Raw genomic sequence first — 18515 nt, 5'->3', positions numbered from 1 at the left:
CGTCGGCTTCGATGCGCCGCGTTTCCGAAAGGCGATGGAAGCCGGGGCCTCCGGCCGCGGCCAGGCTGAGCCGGTGAGGGGCGGAACGGTGCAAGCGTCTCGACGTCTGGAGCTGCAGTGGTTGCGCGCCTTCGCCGCCGGCGAGGTCGTGCTCTGTCATTCCGACCTGCTGACCAAGCATTTCTCGAATCTGGCGATCGCCCGGTCCTGGTATCAGCCCTTCTCGGCGCTCGGCGTCGAGCTCTTCTTCATCGTCTCCGGCTATGTCATCGCCATGCGGGTCGGTGAGAAGGACACCGGCGGCGCCTTTTTCGCGGCGCGCGTCCTGCGGCTGATACCGATGTACTGGTTCTTCACCAGCCTCGTGGTCCTCGTCTATCTGATCAAGCCGGCCTGGCATCTGATGGGTTTCAGCCCCGATCCGATCAGCATGGCGAAGTCCTTCCTGATCTTGCCGCAGCAGGGCTTTCCGATCCTCGGCGTCGGCTGGACGCTCGAGCACGAAATCCTGTTCTATCTCGGCGTGGCGCTGATGCTGGCGACCGTCGGCTCGGGGCGTGGTGCGCGGATCGGCCTTGCCTGGCTGCTGACGGCGCTCGGTGCCGTCGGTCTGGCGCTCGGCTCGCCGGCCGGGCCTGTCCCCGGTGCGAGCACGCTCGGCGCCGCTTTCCTGACGCATGTCTTCAATCCCTTCATGCTGGCCTTCGCCCTTGGTTGGCTGGTGCGCGAACTGGAGGGACGCCGGGCCGCCGACATCGCCCTGCAAGTGCTGCCGCCGGCTCTAATCCTGCTCTGGGCCGTCTGGGAGGCGCCTTCGGGCAAGCTGATGCCGCTCTGGCGCATCGCCGCCGCCGGCCTCGTTTTCGCCGGCTTCATCCTGTGCCGGCAGGCACTGCAGAAGGACAGCCGGCTCGGGCGCAGCATGGTGCTGCTCGGCGAAGCCTCCTTCAGCATCTATCTCTCGCACTGGTTCGTGCTCTCGGCCGGCGGCAAGCTGCTCGGCGGCCTCGGCGTGCCGGCGAGCTATGATGTTGTCGTGCGGCTGGTCGGGGTGGCGCTGGCGCTCGCGATCGGCGTGGCCTTCTACCTTGCGCTCGAGAAGCCGCTGGATCGCTGGCTGCGGCCGGGCGGGCGCCTGCGCAGTTTCCGGATCCTGCCGCACGGCGCGGCCGCCGCGCCGGCGCCGATCCCCAAGAAGCCGGGCTGAAGCGAAGAAGGGGTCAGTGCGGCACGCTGGCACCGGCCGTCAGGCTACCCTGCTTTTCCTGGCCGCGGGCGCGGAAGTTCGCAAAATCCATCTCCACCGTTCCCCAGACGAAGCGCGGTGCCGGTGCGCCGGTGATGGTCCGGTAGCGGTTGCCGTCGAACAGGTTGCCGCCGCGTTCGATGATCGCGAAATTCTCCGCGCTCGGGTCGGAGACCGAGACGCCGCCGGCCGAGCCGCGGCCCATGAAGGTGATCTCGTTGTCGGTGACGCGGTTGTCGCGTGTCTTGTAGAAGCCGCCGCCCACCTTCCAGCGGTTCTGGTCGATCAGCATGATCGCGCGACCGGATTCGCGCACGACCAGGACATTGTCGTGGACCAGCGCCTGTTCCGAGGCCGCGATCTGGATTTCGGCGCCCCAGTACCAGGATGCGCCGGCCTGATTGTTCTGCCAGAGCACATTGTTGCGGATGACGGCCTTCGACGAGAGCTCGAAGAAGATCCCGGCTGAGCTGTTATAGGCGACGCGATTGCCCTCGAAGGTGGTGTTCACGCAGCTTTCGTCGCACCACAGACCCGGCCCGTCATTATGGTGCACGTTGTTGTTCCGGAAGATGACGTTCTGGCTGACCGTGACCTTGATGCCGCCCGCATCCCAGCTCGGATCGAAGCCGGAACGGTTGTTGCCGAAGATCTCGTTGCCTTCGAACAGGATGTCGGTGCCGTCGGCCGTGGCGCCGATCTGGCCGTTGTCGTGGATCCTGCTGCGCAGGACCTGTCCGTTAGGGCCGACCGAGACGCCGGCCCCGCTGTTCAGCCTGAAGTCGCAATCCTCGATCCGCCAGTTCGGGCCGTCGCCACGGACTGCGCCTTCCTGGGGCGGGTTGGCGTATTTCTCGAAGACCAGCCCCTGGACCGTGACGTCGGCGGCGGCGCCGAACAGGGCATAGCGGGCGCGCGCGATCTCAACCAGGCGCCCTTCGGGAGCTTCGGCAATCAGGAATTCGTTGCGCAGCCGGTCATGGAAGAAGCGGCCGGGCCGCAATTGCGCGCGGTCGGCGACCGCCTGCAATGGCTTGCCGTCGAGAAAAAGGGCTTCCGGCCACTGGCAGGCTTCGTAGCCGGTCTTGCAGACCCCGTTGGCCGGGCCGGGGGCAGCGATCCCGGCGGCGACCCAGACGTCGGCAACGGCGCGAAAGCCAGCGAGGATCGCGGCACCGCTGAGAATGGCGCCCGGTTCGCCGAAGAAGCGCTGGCCGCGCTTCGGCTGGGCCGATTGCAGCCGGTGCAGCCCGGCCTCGATGCAGAAGGCGGTGCCGTTCGGTGCCGTCGCGACGGCCTGCGAGAGCGAGTGCTCGCTCGTGATGCGAGTTGCGCCGGCCGGGCAGGCGGAGGCGGGCCGCGGTTCAGGGGCCGCCGGAACCGCCGCGCTTGCCGGGCCGGTGGCGAGCAGCAGCATGCCTGCTGCCGCGGCCTTCAGGTGCTCGGCGGCCATGCCGGCCTCCGGCGCTGTGCGAAATCCTGCAGCATCGAACTGCCGATGCCGAGCCCGATGATCGACCAGAACCAGATTCCCAGCATCGGTCCTTCGAGTGCGACGTCGAAGGAGGCGTTGATCAGCATCGACAGGCCGTAGCAGCCGATCCATATGAACAGTTTGGCAGCTCGCTCGTCGCCATGGCGCAACGCGACGAGATGGCTGCGCACGAGCATGCCGAACCAGCACAGCAGCAGCACGATCCAGAGGCCGAGGCCGGGCACTCCGGCCCTTGCCAGAATGCCGAGATGAACGTTGTGCGGGGCCCGGACCGGAGCACCGCCCCCCTCCGCTCCGACGACATAGCCGTCATCCTCGGCGAGATTCACGCCGAAGCCCTTGCCCGTCCAGAAATATGGGCCGCGCAGCGTGTAGTCCTGGATCGCCTGCCACCAGCGCAGGCGCCAGGTCTTGGTGCCGTCGAGATTGGAGGCCTCGCTGCGCCCGATGATGCTCTCGACATTGTTGATCAGCTGGGTCGGGCCGATCACCCGCCCGCTTTCGAGCTCCACCTGCAGGCCGAACATCAGGACGATCGCGAACACCGCGCCGCCTCCTGCCGCGATCGGTATGAGCTTTCGCACCTGACCGCCGAGTACGGCCGCGAGAAGCACCGGTAGCAGGAAGGCGAGCATCGCCCCGCGGCTGATCGCGATCATCAGGAAGCCGACGAGCACGGCAACGAGCCAGGGCCAGGGAACGCGACGTAAGCCCAGCAGCACGAAAACGGTCGCGCCGCACAGATGTACCGCCGCCTCGCCCATGCGGACATAGACCACCGGCACGCCGGAGAACGGCCAGGCCAGCAGATGCGAGAGCGAGCTGGTGGTATAGGCGAGGGCCGCGCCGGAAAGCCCGTAAAGCAAGGCGAACCGGCTATAGGTGCCGAGCAGCCGGCCGAGCCGTGCCGGCTTCTGCAGCAGCAGTGCGACGATGATGAAGGCGAAGGTGCCATAGAGCGCGATGACGCTGTCGCGCAGCGCATCGAAGCCGTGGACCGGGATGCCCGGCACGGTCCGCACCGCGACCCATCCCATGAAGGCGAGGAGCGCGAGGCTTGGCACCGTCATCAGCATGGCGATCCAGCTGCGCGATGCCATCAAGGCGAGCACGCCGAGCACGAGCGTGATCTCGCCGATGAACAGCGGGGGCACGCCGACATAGGCGAAGCCCTTGCCGAAGATCGCGTAGCCCGCCAGCACGAAGCAGAGCAGCCCGAGATAGCGATCGCCCCAATCCGGCCGCGCCTGTGCTCGCGGTGCCGCGGCGAAGCTGGCCGGCATCTCGACAGAGAGGTGTAGCGGCATGCTCGGCGCCTCTCATTTGCTCGTCGCCGGGGCGTTTCCGTTTTTTGTTGAATCGGGGAAACGCTCCAATCCTCTATTTTATCGCGCTTTCTTCATGCGAATCGGTGCCCGCTTCGCTCGAAACTGCTCCAGGCCATTGAAGACGTGTCGGGGGCAGGCCGTCGAGCGGGCGGCGGAGGTACCCCGGCTGGCGCAGCAATGCGGCCGACATGGCCTTCAGCCCAACCGGTGCAGCAGCTTTCCGGCGTGCTGGCGCAGTCCGGAGGGCAAGAGGTGGTAGCATTCACGCAGCACCGGACGGATACGCCCGAGATAGGTGGCGGCGAGGCGGCCGCGGCGCGAGACCGGGATGAGATAGTCCGCGATCGGGACCTCCCTGTTCGCCCATTCGAGCTTGTGTCGATGCGCCGGCGCCAGGAAGTCGAAGACGTCGATCGAGAGTTCCGGGCAGCATTCCAGCAGATGCCAGAACAGCAGCCGGCCGGGAGCATGTTTCGCGAAGCGCAGGTCGTAGCTCTGGACCAGGGACCAGTAGCGTCCCTGGCTGACGGCGCCGATCTCGATGGCGGCGATCTCGTCGCCGGTACGCAGATAGGCCGCCAGAAGCCAGCCCTCCCTGGCGAGGCGTAGCAGGCAGCCCAGGCTCGCACCATGGGCGTAGCCGGCGCTGACGGCCCCCTTCTCCTGTTGCCAGACCCGCTTCAGCGCGAATGCGTGCTCGATCAGCAGGCATTGCTCCTCCGGCCGCTGTGCCAGCACGAAGCTGACCGGCCCATGTTCCGCGAGCTGGCGCTGATGCCGCCGCAGCGCCTGCCGCGTGCGGCCGGTGCGCTGGCCGTCGGCGCTGCCGCCGTCGAGGCTGCGGAAATCGAGCATCGGCGCGCTCGCCTGCGAGCCTGCCACCCGATGTCGGGCGAGCTGGCTGGCGAGCGCCGTCTCGTCGCGGACGCGGCGCAGCTCGATGGTGTCGACATCATGCCAGTTGCGGACCATGTCCCAGGCGATGCCGAACAGCAGGTCGCGATCTTCCCGCTTGTCGATCAGCACGTCGCCATATTGGGTCGCGGGCTCGCCGAGATGATGCAGGATCCGGCAGAAAGAGAGCTGCCGGACGGAGAGAGGCCAGAGCAATACCAGCGTTCGGCCGCGCCAGATGGTCGCGATCCGGGGCGTTTCCGGCTGACCGCAGGCCTGTGCCGCCTCGACCCATGCCTCGCACCAGTCGGCGCTCTGGAAGAAGCTGGTGCTGGAGCTGCGTCTTTCGAGGTCGCGCCAGGGGCCGAGCAGTTCCGCGTCCCAGGCGGCCTCCTCGCAGCGCAGCGTCGTCTCCGGCCAGTCGACCGCGGACAGGAAATGAATCGAAGGCACGGACTCGTTCATGCTGCCGCCTCCCGCAGATCAAGAGATTTCATCGGCCAGCCTGTGCCGGGCCGCGCCTCCAGGAGAGTCTACCCGCCTGCTGCGACAGGCTGCGCAGGCGCGCGAGCCCGCGGCGCGCGAATCCCTTGGCCAGGCGGCCGACATAGCGTGCGTAGCCGGCTGCGTGTCCGAGGAGGCCATCGGCGAGGGAACGGGCCTTCAGCGCATAGGCCGCGCGGCGCGAGGACAGGTCGGTCGCACGCTTTTCGGGGTCGGCGTAGAAGGAGGCGATCTTGCTCGCTTCCATGCCGGGCGTCGCCAGCCAGCGTGGCACATGCACCGAGCAGAGCCGCTCGACATCGCACAGCACCTTGTTCGTGCCGGTTCCAGCCGCCGGACAGGAGGTGCCGAAGGCATCGCCCACCAGCACCACGCCCGGCTGTTCGATATTGGTCGAGACATAAAGATCGGCCGGTCGCACGCGTACCGTGCCCTGGATCGCGAAGGGGCCGATCAGCGCGGCCAGCCGCGGCATCACGCTCGTCAGCGCGGCTTCCGGCGTTTCGCGGATCGCTTTGAGCCAGGGATCGTCGAGGCCGCGATAGGTCATCAGGTTGGCGCGCATCACCGTGCCGAGACGGAACAGGGTGAGATAGGCGATCCGATCCTGTGGCCGCTCGCCGTAATAGGTCAGGGAGTCGAAGGGCAAGCGCGCGCTCGCGGTCGGCACGACATCGAAGCCGACCGTGACCGAATGAGTCTGGCTGAGCGTCTGGCAGCCTATTCCCAGCGAGCCCCGCAGGGCGCGATTCAGTCCGTTGGCGAGCACGACAAGCCGGGCCGTCACGACCTCGCCATCCGTGAGCGTGACTGTTTGCTCATCGTCGCTCAGGCTGATCGCCGCCACGGTCCCGTTCAGGAAGCGCACCTGCGGCGGGATGCCCCGTCTAACTGCCCGCACCAGTGGCTGGTAGAGGATGCCGTATTGTTCGACGGCGAGCTTGTCGGCGAGGCGCCCGAGCCGTGCGACCCAGAGCTCGCGATTCTGCGTCGCCGCCGGCAGGACCAGCCCGTCCAGGCCCATGCGCCGCAGCAGGCGGATCTGCGAGGGGTCGAATTTCTCACAGCGGAAATCCGGCCGCGGCGGGTCATGGGGGTCGATCAGGAGGACCTCATGGTCCGTGCGGCCGAGCATCACGGCGGCGCTTGCTCCGGCAAGCCCGCCTCCGACGATGACGATGTCTGCCGAGCGCGCCATGGCGTCCTCACTCTTGCGGGTCTTTGGCAGCCTCGCCACGCAGCCGGCGCCGGAACTGGGCGAGGATGGGGCGCAGACGGTGGTAGAGCTGTCGCGCCGCCTCGCGGCCACGTCGATAGGCCTTCTCGCGGCTCGCCAGGAAGAGCAGGCGCAGCTTTCGGCCGGGCGCGACATCGATCAGCAGATCGCGCACTTCGTGGCGCTCGGGCCAGCGTTCGGCCTGCTGGCCGGTGTCGCGGTGATTGCAGGAATCAGTGAAGCTGATCGTCGGATCGGCCAGCAAGCGCATCGTCGTATGCTCGAGCAGCAGAACGCCGGGCGAGAAGCGGCTATAGGTTTCGTCATAGGCGGTGCGCCAGGTGAAGGCTGCGTTTCCGCACAGCAGCACCACCCACATCGCGATCGGCTTCCCGTCCAGCCGCAGCGCCTCGATCCTGACCAGCCGACGCTCAGCCAAGCCGAGAACCAGCTCGCAGGCAAAACGCCGGGTGTCCGGATTGGATGCGAGCGCGCTGTGGCGCGCGGCTTTCCAGCCCGAGGCCTCGAGCCGGAGAAATTCCTCCAGCGCGGTGGTGACCGCGGCCGGCTCGTCGACGAAGCTCAGCGTCAGCTCGCCCTCCTTGCTCAGCTGGCGTCGCTTGCGGGCGAAGCCCTGCAGCCGACGCGGCGACATCGAGGCGGCCCAAAAGGCCTTCGGGTCGTCGGAAGAGGTCAGGCCAGCCCGAATCCGCGTCTCCAGCAGCCGCGAGCTGCCGGCTCCGCTGTCCAGCAAGGTCTCCAGAGCGTCCGTCACCGCGGAGCCCCCCGACATGTCGCCGGCCTGGATCAGCTTGGGCAGCTCCGGCATCCGGCGGACCGCCGCCAGCATCGCCGCAAGGACTGTCGTGACCTGTCTGCCGTCGATGACCGGCGTTCCGAGATAGGCGACCGGCCCCGGCGGGCAGACCAGGGCCTTCCAGGGCCAGCTCAGCCGGGTGTGACGCTCCACCAGCAGCCAGGCGCCGAGAAGCCGCGGCGGGACTTCCGCCTCTTGATCGTCGGTCCAGGCCAACAGGACCCGCACCCGATCCGGCCAGGCGCAGGCGAATGCCGTCGCTACGGCTGGATCCATGAAGACGTTCGGGATTGCTGCGCGGCTGACCAGATCGGCCCAATCGTCCCGCAGGTCGGCAAAGTCGTGGGCGCTCGCCAGCTGTATCCGTGGCGTCTGCGCCGGCCGCGACGGGCTTGCTGCTTGATCATCTGCGAAACGGAGCGGTTCACCCGCTGGCGAGACCCGGCTGAAGCGCGGCAGGGCAGCGCTTTCGCTCACGGCTGCACCTTGCCGGCCTTGCCCGCCGGTACAGCCGGAGCGGCGTGGTGCTGCCTTGCCGCCTGCAGCAGCGCACGCATGCGCCGAGCCATAGCGCGCAGGCGGCGATGGGCGATCTCCACCGTGCTGACCAGTCCGAAGGCCAGGCTTCGCTGCGGCCGCACCGTGATGATCAGATCCGAGACCTCACGCCGGCCGGCCCAGAATTCGGCCATGTGACCGGTATCGTGATGATTGCAGGAATCGATCGCATGCAAGGCGGGGTCGGCGAGAAAGCGGTTGGTGACCTCCTGGTGCAGCAGCAGCCCGGGGGCGCAGGCGCGATGGGCTTCGTCATAGGCGGACTTCCAGGTGAAGGCCGTTTCGCCGGATTGGACGGTGACCTGCATGGCGATGGCCCGCCCGTCGAGGCGCAGGGCGATGATCTGGGCCTGATGGCGGTTCGCCAGCGCGACGATCGTCCGTTTGAAGAAGCTCGCCAGCGCCGGCGTGCGCAGGATCGCCTGCCCACGGCTGCTCTTGCGCCCCTTCCAGCCCGAAGCCTCGAGCGTGAGGAATTCTTCGATGGCCGGCGCGATCTCGCTGTCGCCCGCATGCCGCGTGCAGCTGACGAGGCCTTGGCGCCCGAGTCGCTGCTGTTTCTTGCGCAGCGCCTTGGCGCGGCTGGGCGCGACCGGGCTGGCCCCGCTGCCTGCGACCGATTTAAGCAGCGCGGGACGAAGCCGGGTTTCGAGCCGGGTGCTGGATGAGCCGCGCCGCGCCAGGACGTCAGCGACGACAGCGGCGACGGGCCCGCTCGCATCGAGGCTTCCGATGCTCAGAGTATCCGGCAGCGAGCGCTCTGTGGCGATCGCGTCCAGCATGCCCGAAAAAGCCGCGGCGGCGTTGTCGCGGTCGAGCACGGGGGTGCCGAGAAAGGCGTGGTCGAGCACCGGCGTCTTGAGCATCGGCACCGGCAGAAACGGAAATGCGTGCTGGCGCGCCAGCGCCCAGAGACCGACCAGTCGACTGGGTGTATCGGGCTGCGGCGCGCTCCAGGCCAGCAGTACCGCGATCTCGGCCGCGCGCGCATCGGCTGCCGCTACGATGAGCGACGGCTCCAGAAAGGCGTTGTCGGCCAGAGCGCGGCCTGAAAGGTCGCGCCATTCCCGCTCGATCGTTGCCAGACGCTCCGGCGTGGTGATTTCGACCGAGATGGTGGCCTCGCCGAGGTCATCCATCACCTGCCGCGCAACGTGACGGCGTGACTCGTCCACAAGATCGACGGGACCCTGTTGCACCAGCGCTCTCCCCGAGGGTTGGCGCCATTATACGGTTCCGCCCTCCGAGGGCGCTTCTGGCAAACGGGTTAACCCCATTTTGACGCGGTACTCCGACCGGAGCGCGCGCCGTGGATCGATCCAGGCGGCAACACCGCACGCCGTGCCGACTGCCGCGGAAATGTCGGGGGTGCGGTCAGCGCTTCGCATTGGTCGCGGCCCGGCAGGCGACGGAGTGCTTCCGTCGTCCGATCCGCAGCAGCGCCTGCAACTGAACAGCCTAAAGCCGGGCCGTCGGATCCCCAGGGGCCGTTGCATCGAGAAAAGCTGGGAGGTTTGGAAGTGGACGGCGAAAGAAGCGAAGACCGGCGTTCAGCACACTGATCCTATGGAACGAAAAATTGTGCGTTGAAGCCGAATTCTCGGAGATGGATAAGAATAAATTCTAGGTTATGAAATTTTGATCGCGTCGAAAACGCCTCTCTAAGCTACAAATTCCCCTAGGTTCGACATATCCCGATTGGGGTGGGGTGCCCGCGTCGCCAGTTGATGAGGGCTGCTTCGCATGTCGTGTGCGGGTATCGAGGACAAGCCATGGGCGAGAAGGACAACGGCCTCGATCTCGAGAAGCTCTACAATGTCGTGGTCGCCCCGGAGACCTGGCCGGATGTCCTGAACGACATTGCTCGCTCGGCCAATGCTGTCGGGGCGTGCCTGGCGACCGATGTCGGCAGCAAGACGTTGATCGCGAGGCCGGTTTCGCCCGAACTGGTCGCTCCAATCGACGACTTTCTCGACAGCGGTTGGTACAAGCGCGACTTGCGGGGTTACCGCGCCTGGCCGCTTCTCCGCCAAGGGCGGAAAGTGCTGATCGAGCACGACGTCTCCACCGAGCAGGAGCGGCGCAACAGCGCCTACCATAACGAATGGCTCCGTCCTTGGGACCTGCCGTGGTGGGGTACGCTGGGGTTCTCGCGAGATGGCCAGCATTACGGCCTAGTCATGCTCAGGAACTCCAGGCAAGACGCTTTCACATATGAGGAGTTGCGACCTCTGTCGGGTCTTCGGCACCATCTGGCTCGCGTGCTGACCTTGATCGAAACGCTGTCGACCCAGCGCGCCGAAGCTGTGCTCGATACGATGGAGCTGATTGAAAGGCCTGCGTTCCTCCTCAATGCGGCCGGGCGGGTCATCCGCCTCAATACCGATGCGAAAGCTTTGCTCGGGTCGGACTTCACCCTGTCGCACGGGGTGCTGCGCACGACGCATGCGGAAAACAGCGAACGCCTGCAGGCACTCATCGCCACGGTCCTGGCACCGGGCATCTCCGTTACCCGGACGGAGCCGCATTGGATGGTGCTTCGTCGACTGGGACGCCGGCCGCTCATCGTCAAGGCCATGCCGATCATCGCCGGCCTTTCGGATATCCTCACCGGCGCCAGGGCCCTGCTGACCGTCAATGACCTCGAGAGCAGCAAGCTTCCGACGCCGGAGAAACTGCGCGAAGCATTCGGCCTGACGCCAGCCGAGGCGCGCACGGCGCTCCTCCTCGCTGCCGGGGAGGACCCCGTTTCCGCCGCGCAGACGCTCGGGATCACCTCAGGAACGGTGCGCGACCATTTGAAGATGATCTTCTCGAAAACACACACCCGTCGTCAGAGCGAGCTGCTCCAGCTCATCGAGCGCATGCGCGGATCATAGCATTGCTTTGACTGAGCTGGGGGTTCGGGGCGGATGGAGTTGACCCGACTTCGTGGACGGCCTCGAGGTCATTTCCTGGAGCGGACGCTGCCGTGCTTTCGAGCTGCGCATCCCCCGGTCCGGATGTCGGGAATCCTCGCGATACAGAGCCCCCTGTTCCGGGGATGGAGCGGTGACTGCTGGCTCCCTAGGCTGTCCGCGAAGATCCGCGAGGTTTCGATGCGCGCCCGCCTTGCCTGTCTGGCCGTCCTGACGCCTGCCATGATACCCGGTGCCCTTGCCGCCGGGCCCTGTCCGGCGGAATCCGCGCGCTACGTCCAGCGGGGCGACAAGGGGACAGAGCTGGCCTTGCTGGCGGCAGGATCGTTCGGCACTGCCGCCTCCAATCTGTTTCTGCGCGTTCGCACGGCCCGGCAGAGCTACTGGTTCCGCATTCAGGCCGCCAATGGCTATGGTGGCCTGACGCTTGAAGCGATCCGCGACCCGTCGAGCGTCGCTCCCGCCGAGCGCGGCCAGCCCATCGCGGCCGCGTCGGACACAGCCGAGCCGGCCACGCCATTGCGCCTCATTCCCCTGCGTCGCGACCTGTCCGAGATCGCGGACGCTCCCCGGGCCGGATCAGCCGCGCCGGCCATCCTTTTCCTGCCCGATTTCGGCCCGACGCTCTGGTACGATTCCGCTGAGCTCGGCGGCAGCGGCGAGCGTGAGATCGTCAGTCGTTCGGCCTTCGTGCTGGCCTCATGCGGGCGACGTTAACAGCCTTGCCCGGCATCTGGCCCGGGCGATCCCTGTGGGCCCTGCTGGTCGGGCTGGTCGGCGGTCTGCTGGCCGCCGCGATCGTGCTCTCGGTCTCGACCGGCGGCCTGTTCTTCCCCATGCTGCTTTTCCTCAGCATCGCCAGCCATGGCTTTGCTCCCCTCGCCGCCGCGCTGCTCCATCTTCTGGCCATTGTCGCGCCGGCCGCCCTGATCGCCCTGCCGGTCTCGGACCGTCTTGTCCTGCGCTGGCGGCGCGGCCGTCGCCTCCTGCTGGTCGTCGTCGGGACGCTCGCCGGCAATTGGTGGGGGGCCGCTTACGCCGGCTATCTGTTCGAGGACGAAGGCGCCATCGGTCTGGCCGTGTTCGTGGCGGGGATCGGCGGCTTCCTTTCGGCACTCGCCTATCGGCTGGATCGCCCGGCCGCGCCCGGCTGATCGTTCCTCAGACGATTCCGCGCCGGACCGCCTCTATCGCCGCCTCCGCCCGCGACGAGACGTTGAGCTTGCGATAGACGCTCTTCACATAGCCGGCGACGGTATGAGAGGTGAGGCCCAGGACCTGGGCGGCCTCGGGGATACGCAGCCCTTTTCCGATCAGGGCGAGCACCTCCTGTTCGCGCGGCGTCAGCATCACCGGCTCGGCGGCGGGCTCGGGCTGCCGGCGCGCGAAATGCGTCATAATCCGCCGGGCGACGGAGGGGGACAGGGGCGGCTCGCCGGCGTCGATCCGGTGCAGGTAGCGCACCATCGTATCCTCGTGCTGGTCCTTCAGCAGATAGCCCTGGGCCCCGGCCGCGATGGCCTCGAACAGATGCTGGTCATCGTCATAGATCGTGGTCACGATCGGGCTGAAGCGCGCATGCTGCGCCGCGATCTCGCGGATGAGGTCAATGCCGGAACCGTCCGGCAGGCCGATATCGACGAGCGCGATGTCCTGCGGGCCCTCGGCGCGGTCGCGCCCCCGCTCGTCGCGCAGCCGTGCCCGCGCGCTCGCCATGGATGTCGCCTCGCGTACGGTGATGCCGGGAAAGGCGGCCTTCAGCATCGCCACGAGCCAGCGCCTGGTGTCGGGCCTGTCCTCGATGACGAGGCCGGTGCGGTCGGCGCGGTGCTGCGGCTCTGTTCTGTCCGTCATGCAGGTTGCGTCATTACCGGGAAGGGGCACGGATCGTGACGATAGGCTCTGCCTGATCCGCTCGCGACCCCGTGATCGCGGGGATCATGGCTGCGCCGTCCTGGCCGGCTCACCGCCATGCGCGATGCGGCGCAGCGGCAGCGAGATCGCGATGCTGGTGCCGCGCTCGACAGGCTCGAAGGCGATCTCCCCGCCGAGTTCGGCGATGCGTCGCCGGATGCCGAGAAGCCCGTGGCCGGTCCGTGCCTCCTCCGTCGACGGCGGTATGCCGTCGCCGTCGTCGCGGATGCGCATCGACAGCATGCCCTCCGACAGGCGCAGCCTGACCTCGACCGCACTGGCATGGGCATGGCGAATGACGTTGGTGATGATCTCGCGGTGAAGCGAGATCAGTCCGCGATAGACGGGGTAGTCGAGCAGGCAGTCGCTCTCCTCCTCGCCTTCGAGCAGCCAGCTCAGCTCGATGCCGGCCATGTCGAGCCTGTCTCCGGTCTCGTGCCGCAAGGCGGCGAGAACCTGCGAGAGCGGCAGGCAGTCGGCGGACAGTCCGCCGACGATCGAGCGGATGTCGGCGAGCGCGTCGCGCAGGACCCGCTGCACGTCGTCGACCCCGCTCTTGTGCAGGCCCGAGAGCAGGCGTGCTCCGACATCGTCATGCAGGTCGCGGGCGATGCGGTGGCGCTCTTCCGTCCGGCCACGCTCGTACTCGCTGCGGCTCGCTTCGGAATAGCGCATCATCCTGACGAGCTGCTCGGCGAGCTTTGCGTCCCGCGAGCCGAACAGGCGCCGTCCGGCCCAGCCATAGCGCAGGGTGAGCGCCGGCGTATCGGCGACTGCGGGAACCGCGAGGTCGAGCCCGTCCCGCAGGATTGCGGCCTGGGTGACGGCCTCGCTCGTCACGACCTGATCGACCGGCTCGAACAGGCGGCCGAGCAGCGAGCGCCAGAGCCGCGAGCGTTCCGTGGCTGAACCCGTGAAGGAGATGTCGATGACCGCCTGGAACAGTTCGTGCCGCTCGACGCTGCGCCGCTCGACCAGCCGTTCCCAGAGCAGGCTTCGCAGCGGCAGATAGGCGAAGCCGACCAGCAGCAGCGACAGGCCGAACGAGGCGGTCGGCTGCAGATGGAGCAGCATGATCAGCAGGCCGTCGGCCGCCAGAAGCAGCAGCAGGCCGCCGGCATAGAAGAGAATCCGGAACGCCCATTCGTCGAGGTCGAACAGCCGGTATCGCGAAACCCCGAGCGCGAGGCCGGCATAGATCAGCAGGAAGAAGCCGAAGGCGTGCCCCTGCTGGACGGCGGGGGCGGTGTCGAACAGCACGGGGCTGCTGATCAGCATTATGAAGGGCAGGGCGCCGATGATCACCGAAAGCCCGATCCAGCGCAGCATTGCGCGGCCGCGCGCATCGCGGCGCACGGCGAAGCGCTGGACGATGATCAGGCCGATAATGGCGAGCATCTCGAGAAGGGTCGGCAATTGCGCGCCCATTTGCGGGCTCGGCAGGGCATGGGCGAGGTTGAGCAGGATCCAGAGCGCCACCGTGCCGCTGAGAAGGCCCAGCACCCAATTGGGGACGAGCCGGCGCGGATAGACCAGGAACAGGCAGATGACCACGATGCCGAAGCCGACCGCGCCGATATTGTTGAGCGCGGCGAGGAAGCGGAACAGGCTGCCGTCGATGGCGAGCTCGCGCGAGGAGTAGATCGCCGCCGCGAAGGCCGAGAGCATGATCATCGCGCCCGACAGGGCGAAGAGCCGGGTCGACAGGTCCCGGGGGCGCAAGGCTAGTACCCAGGCGCCGATGAGCAGTGAGCCCAGGCCGGTGACGATCTGCACCCAGAACGCCGAAGGCAGCGTCGTCAGCGGCCGTTGTGATGGGGCTATCGTCAGGATCGACGGCGCGCCGTCCGGCGTCGCGACATGCAGCGCGACCTCGCCTGAAGCGAGGACCGAGGCCAGGAGCGACTGCCTGGCGAAGAAGGCCCTGATCAGCTCGTAGCTGTCGATGACATCGGGTTCTTCAATGACGTCGGTCGCGATCAGGCTGATGGCGGTCTCAGGAGTAGCGGCGCGGGCTATCGCCATGAATTGTCCCGGTTCGACCTTGCCTTGCGCCGGGCCACCGGCATGGACAGCGGTGATCAGAATCTTGTCGCCGGATGGCTCGCCGACAAGCGTCAGGCCGAGCCAAGGCTGGCGCAGAACGGTCACGAGCACCCCGAGCGTTGCTGCAAGGCAAATGACGACGGCAATCTGCAATATGCGGCTCGGAAGCCAGAACACCATCGTCCAACGCCAGCCGCCACATTCCGGAGCTGGGCATCGCTCCCGTGACGGTCCCCACTGCAAGCCGCAGGACAGCATCGCAGCGATCCCTGACCTTGTCGACCGCGTATTCGGCGAGTTCCTGTGGAACCTAACCCTTATGACTTCTGCGTCATCCGGCGCGTATCCTCGTTAGCCTCGCCGGTCGATCTCGTTTCGACTGTCCTGCTGCGAACCGCTGGGTCAACGGCAACGGCGATGGCGGATCGCATTGTTCCAATCCGCCCGTCCGGCGACGAGACCGGCAAGCAGGAAGCCGCCATCATCGAGCTTGCGGGCGACGAGACCCGGCCCCGTAGGCTCCGGCCACCAGGGGAAATCGCGGCCGAAGCGCTTCACGGAGAAGCGGGCCATGGGCCGGCTGCCGTCACGGCGCGGAACGGAGCGCACGATGCTGCCTGGGCTCGGCGAGACGATCTCGACGGGGCGTTCGCAATCGGCTCCTCGGGCGATGATCGTCTCGAAGCCGGGGCGTTCGGCAGGTTCGGTAGCCCAGCGGCCAAGAAAATAGGTCAGCTCGGCCTCGTCGGCTGCGGCCGGTTCTGCCCGAGGCCCATCGGGCAGGCCGAAGAACAGAAGCCCCGACGCGATGACGGCCGGCAGCAGTCGGCGCTGGACACCGGCCGTCCTCACGCCGCTTGCCCTTCGACGACCGGTTCATCGTCCAGCCGCAGGATACGGTCCATCCTTGCCGCGACGCTGTCGCGGTGGGTGATGGCGAGCACCGCCGCGCCGGCATGGCGTTGCAGGAGCGTGTCGAGCACGCGCCTTTCCGTCGCCGGGTCGAGCGCGGACGTGCTCTCGTCGAGGATCAACACATCGGGCGTGAAGAACATCGCCCGGGCCAGGCCGAGCCGCTGCTTCTGCCCGGCGGAAAGTTCCACCCCGTCCTGTCCCAGCCTGGTGTCGTAGCCATCAGGCAGGCCGGCGATGTCGTCGGCGAGGCCGGCGAGCGTCGCCGCCATCGCGATCTCCTCGCGCCCGGCATCGGGTTTCGGCAGGGCGATGTTCTCCGCAACGCTGCCGGTGAAGATGTCGATCTCGTGCGGGACCACGACGATCCGGCGCCGCCATGCCCCCAAGGGCACTTTGGCCGAACGCCTGTCACCGAGCCGGATCTCGCCCTCGCCCTGCCGGGCGCGGATCAACAGGTTGGCCAGCGTGCTCTTGCCGACGCCGCTGCGGCCCAGCAGCGCCAGCGTCTCGCCCGGCGCCAGCGTGAACGACAGGCGGTCGATCACCGGCTGTTCCTGCGGACCATAGGAGAAGGTGAGGTCGCAGATGGCGAGAGCCTCGGCTGCTGCCTCTCGGGATGTCGACGTCCAATCCACAGCCTCATGCGGCGGCGTCGCGAGCCGGCGCAGACAGGCGGTCGCCACGATCATCGCCTGAAGATCGTCGACGACCTTCAGCGCCGACAGTGCCGGGGCGGTCAGGGCGCCGCCGAGCGAGAGCAGCAGGACGAAGCCGCCGACGCTCGCCTGCCCCGACATCACGCTCCAGCCGGCCAGCAAGATTACCGCGGCGATGATCGCACCGCCTGCAAAACGGCCGGCGGCGTCGAGCCCCGCCGACAGCCTGACAACGGAAAGATGGGACGTGCTGTCCTGGTCGAGCCGCTCGCGGAAACGCCGCTCGGCGAAGGCGTGAGCGCTGTTGCGGCGCAAGGTCTCGATATAGGCGACCGCCTCGATCAGATGTCCCCAATATCGGCTGCGGGCCTCGAACCAGCTTGCCTCTCGCTGGCGCAGGCTCGCAGCGGCGGCCAGATGAAGTCCGGCCAGAGCCGCAACAAGAGCGCCGGCGGCAAGGCCGATCCGCCAGTCGACCGCCAGCATGGCGCCGAGCAGAATGATGACGGTACCGCCCCCCAGCGCGAACTCGGTCAGCCGATCGCCTGCCCCCTGGGCGAGGCGATCGACCTCCTCGAAAGCTCGCCCGAGCACGCCCTGGTCGCGTGCAAGCCCACTATCGGCAGGCAGGCGCAGCATCGTCCCGAAGGCCGGCAGCAGTAATTCCCGGCGAAGCGCGAGCGTCGCCTGCGCGGCAAGCAGGCGACGGATATAGGCCAGACCGCCATCGACGGCGCCGAGAACGAAAATCAGGCTCGCGATCCCCGCTACCAGCCCGGCCTCGCGGCCGATGAAGCCCTCGTCGATCAGGCCGGCGACCAGCCAGGGCGGCAGGAAGGCGAGGATGCTGAGTGCCGCGGCCGCTGCCAGTGCCGGGAGCGTCCGCCGCCGCTGCCGCCAGAGCATGCCGCCGAGGAGGCGTCCCAGGCGGGGCTCGCCGGACGCCGGCAAGCCTCCGAGGAGGGCTGCGAGCCGGGCCGGGGCGGGCGGCGGCGTCATGGCGCCTCGAGCAGGTCCGCCATCGCCTCGGCCATCGGGGCCTTCGTGGCGAGCTCGACCCAGTACCATTGGCCGTTGGGGTTGAGTTCGAGGAAGACGTGCTCGCCTTCCGGCGTCACGATCAGGTCGAAGGCGCCGAAGCGCAGGCCGCAATGCCCGAGATAGGCGCGCAGTGCGGCGTCGACCTTGGGCTCGAGCGGCTCGATGCGATGCGGCAGCTTGATCGTGTCGACCGCGCGCCAGTCCTGCTCGGCCCCCTCGACGCCCTGGCTGTCGATCCGGCAATTGAACAGGCGGTCGCCGATGATGGTGACGCGTAGCTCGTGATCCTTTTCGATCGCTTCCTGCAGATAGGTCGGGCAGAGCGCGATCGAGGCCTTCAGGCTGGCGAATTCGTCGGGCGCGACGCGGCGCGTATAGGCGACGTGATGGGCACCCTCGATATAATGGCTGCCCATCAGCATAGGCTTGCAGATGACGCCGTGCGGGCAGCCGGCAAAGAACGCTTCCGCCTCCTCCGGATCATTGGTGATGATCGAGCGCGGGACGCGCAGGCCGAGGCTCTGCGCCAGCCGAAGCTGCGGGAATTTGCGCTGGTGGCGGCGGTTCTCGTCGGGATTGTTGATCCAGGGAACGCGCCCGTCCATCGGCAGGAAGCCCATGAACTCGCGCATCTCGTCCTTGATGTAGCCGATGACGCCCTCATCCTCGATTCCGGGCGGCGGCAGCGAAGGTTCCGGCTTGCGCATCCAGACCGAGCGCAGGCCGTGCGGGAACAGGCAGTTCCGGCCCCAGATGTCGGAGATGCGGATCGCGCCTTCGATGCCATCGCTCATCGTCACGCGGTACTCCTCGTGAAAATGATCGGTGTTGAGCCGGAAACAGGGCACGCCGCGTTGCTCCAGGATGGCGAGCACCGCATCGACATGCGGGTCCAGCTTCGTGGAGATCATCAGGACGGCCGGGCGGGCATTCGTGGCAGGCATCGGCGAGATTCAGCATTGTGGGA

General features: G+C 67.5%; 15 protein-coding genes. 4 read left to right on the top strand and 11 right to left on the bottom strand.

The window, feature by feature from the left end:
- The first annotated feature begins 121 nt into the window (after nucleotides 1-121).
- Entirely contained in the window at nucleotides 122-1207 is a 1086-nt protein-coding gene (locus J0J10_RS16895) for an acyltransferase family protein (protein ID WP_291647625.1), read from the top strand.
- A gap of 13 nt (nucleotides 1208-1220) precedes the next feature.
- On the opposite strand, the gene J0J10_RS16890 is transcribed toward J0J10_RS16895, so the two are convergent.
- The 6 genes from J0J10_RS16890 to J0J10_RS16865 all read right to left on the bottom strand — a co-directional run bounded on the left by J0J10_RS16890 (nucleotide 1221) and on the right by J0J10_RS16865 (nucleotide 9257).
- Entirely contained in the window at nucleotides 1221-2699 is a 1479-nt protein-coding gene (locus J0J10_RS16890) for a right-handed parallel beta-helix repeat-containing protein (RefSeq protein WP_291647623.1), read from the bottom strand.
- A complete protein-coding gene (locus J0J10_RS16885; protein WP_291647621.1) occupies nucleotides 2681-4048 on the bottom strand; it encodes an O-antigen ligase family protein in 1368 nt (455 codons plus the stop codon). The genes J0J10_RS16890 and J0J10_RS16885 overlap by 19 nt, the downstream gene beginning before the upstream one ends.
- Nucleotides 4049-4264: 216 nt before the next feature.
- On the bottom strand, nucleotides 4265-5428 hold the full coding sequence (locus tag J0J10_RS16880; RefSeq protein WP_291647619.1) for a GNAT family N-acetyltransferase: 1164 nt from the start codon (nucleotides 5426-5428) through the stop codon (nucleotides 4265-4267).
- 28 nt (nucleotides 5429-5456) lie between these two features.
- Nucleotides 5457-6665, bottom strand: coding sequence for an FAD-dependent oxidoreductase (locus J0J10_RS16875; protein ID WP_291647617.1), 1209 nt, complete (start codon nucleotides 6663-6665; stop codon nucleotides 5457-5459).
- 7 nt (nucleotides 6666-6672) lie between these two features.
- Nucleotides 6673-7776, bottom strand: a complete 1104-nt coding sequence (locus tag J0J10_RS16870) for a GNAT family N-acetyltransferase (protein ID WP_291647615.1) — start codon at nucleotides 7774-7776, stop codon at nucleotides 6673-6675.
- Nucleotides 7777-7973: 197 nt separating this feature from the next.
- Nucleotides 7974-9257, bottom strand: a complete 1284-nt coding sequence (locus tag J0J10_RS16865; protein WP_291647613.1) for a GNAT family N-acetyltransferase — start codon at nucleotides 9255-9257, stop codon at nucleotides 7974-7976.
- A gap of 573 nt (nucleotides 9258-9830) precedes the next feature.
- On the opposite strand from J0J10_RS16865, the gene J0J10_RS16860 reads away from it, so the two are divergent.
- From J0J10_RS16860 to J0J10_RS16850, 3 genes are all read left to right on the top strand, one after another.
- Nucleotides 9831-10937, top strand: a complete 1107-nt coding sequence (locus J0J10_RS16860) for a helix-turn-helix transcriptional regulator (protein WP_291638152.1) — start codon at nucleotides 9831-9833, stop codon at nucleotides 10935-10937.
- A gap of 219 nt (nucleotides 10938-11156) precedes the next feature.
- Nucleotides 11157-11693, top strand: coding sequence for a hypothetical protein (locus J0J10_RS16855; RefSeq protein WP_291647612.1), 537 nt, complete (start codon nucleotides 11157-11159; stop codon nucleotides 11691-11693).
- A 5-nt stretch (nucleotides 11694-11698) separates the two neighbouring features.
- Complete coding sequence (locus J0J10_RS16850) at nucleotides 11699-12130, top strand: hypothetical protein (RefSeq protein WP_291647611.1); 432 nt, start codon at nucleotides 11699-11701, stop codon at nucleotides 12128-12130.
- A gap of 7 nt (nucleotides 12131-12137) precedes the next feature.
- On the opposite strand, the gene J0J10_RS16845 is transcribed toward J0J10_RS16850, so the two are convergent.
- From J0J10_RS16845 to J0J10_RS16825, 5 genes are all read right to left on the bottom strand, one after another.
- On the bottom strand, nucleotides 12138-12830 hold the full coding sequence (locus J0J10_RS16845) for a response regulator (protein ID WP_291638155.1): 693 nt from the start codon (nucleotides 12828-12830) through the stop codon (nucleotides 12138-12140).
- 84 nt (nucleotides 12831-12914) lie between these two features.
- Entirely contained in the window at nucleotides 12915-15047 is a 2133-nt protein-coding gene (locus J0J10_RS16840) for a sensor histidine kinase (RefSeq protein WP_291647606.1), read from the bottom strand.
- A 291-nt stretch (nucleotides 15048-15338) separates the two neighbouring features.
- Complete coding sequence (locus J0J10_RS16835; protein WP_291647605.1) at nucleotides 15339-15788, bottom strand: hypothetical protein; 450 nt, start codon at nucleotides 15786-15788, stop codon at nucleotides 15339-15341.
- Entirely contained in the window at nucleotides 15785-17506 is a 1722-nt protein-coding gene (locus tag J0J10_RS16830) for an ABC transporter ATP-binding protein (protein WP_291647604.1), read from the bottom strand. Before J0J10_RS16830 ends, J0J10_RS16835 begins: the two co-directional genes overlap by 4 nt.
- Nucleotides 17503-18492 (bottom strand): MvdC/MvdD family ATP grasp protein, encoded by a 990-nt coding sequence (locus J0J10_RS16825; protein WP_291647603.1) that lies wholly within the window; start codon nucleotides 18490-18492, stop codon nucleotides 17503-17505. Before J0J10_RS16825 ends, J0J10_RS16830 begins: the two co-directional genes overlap by 4 nt.
- Between the last annotated feature and the right edge of the window lie 23 nt (nucleotides 18493-18515).

This window comes from Allobosea sp. (genome assembly GCF_017308075.1).
GTDB lineage: Bacteria > Pseudomonadota > Alphaproteobacteria > Rhizobiales > Beijerinckiaceae > Allobosea.
Note: the sequence above shows the minus strand (reverse complement) of the source record. Positions and strands in the feature narration are given on the sequence as shown.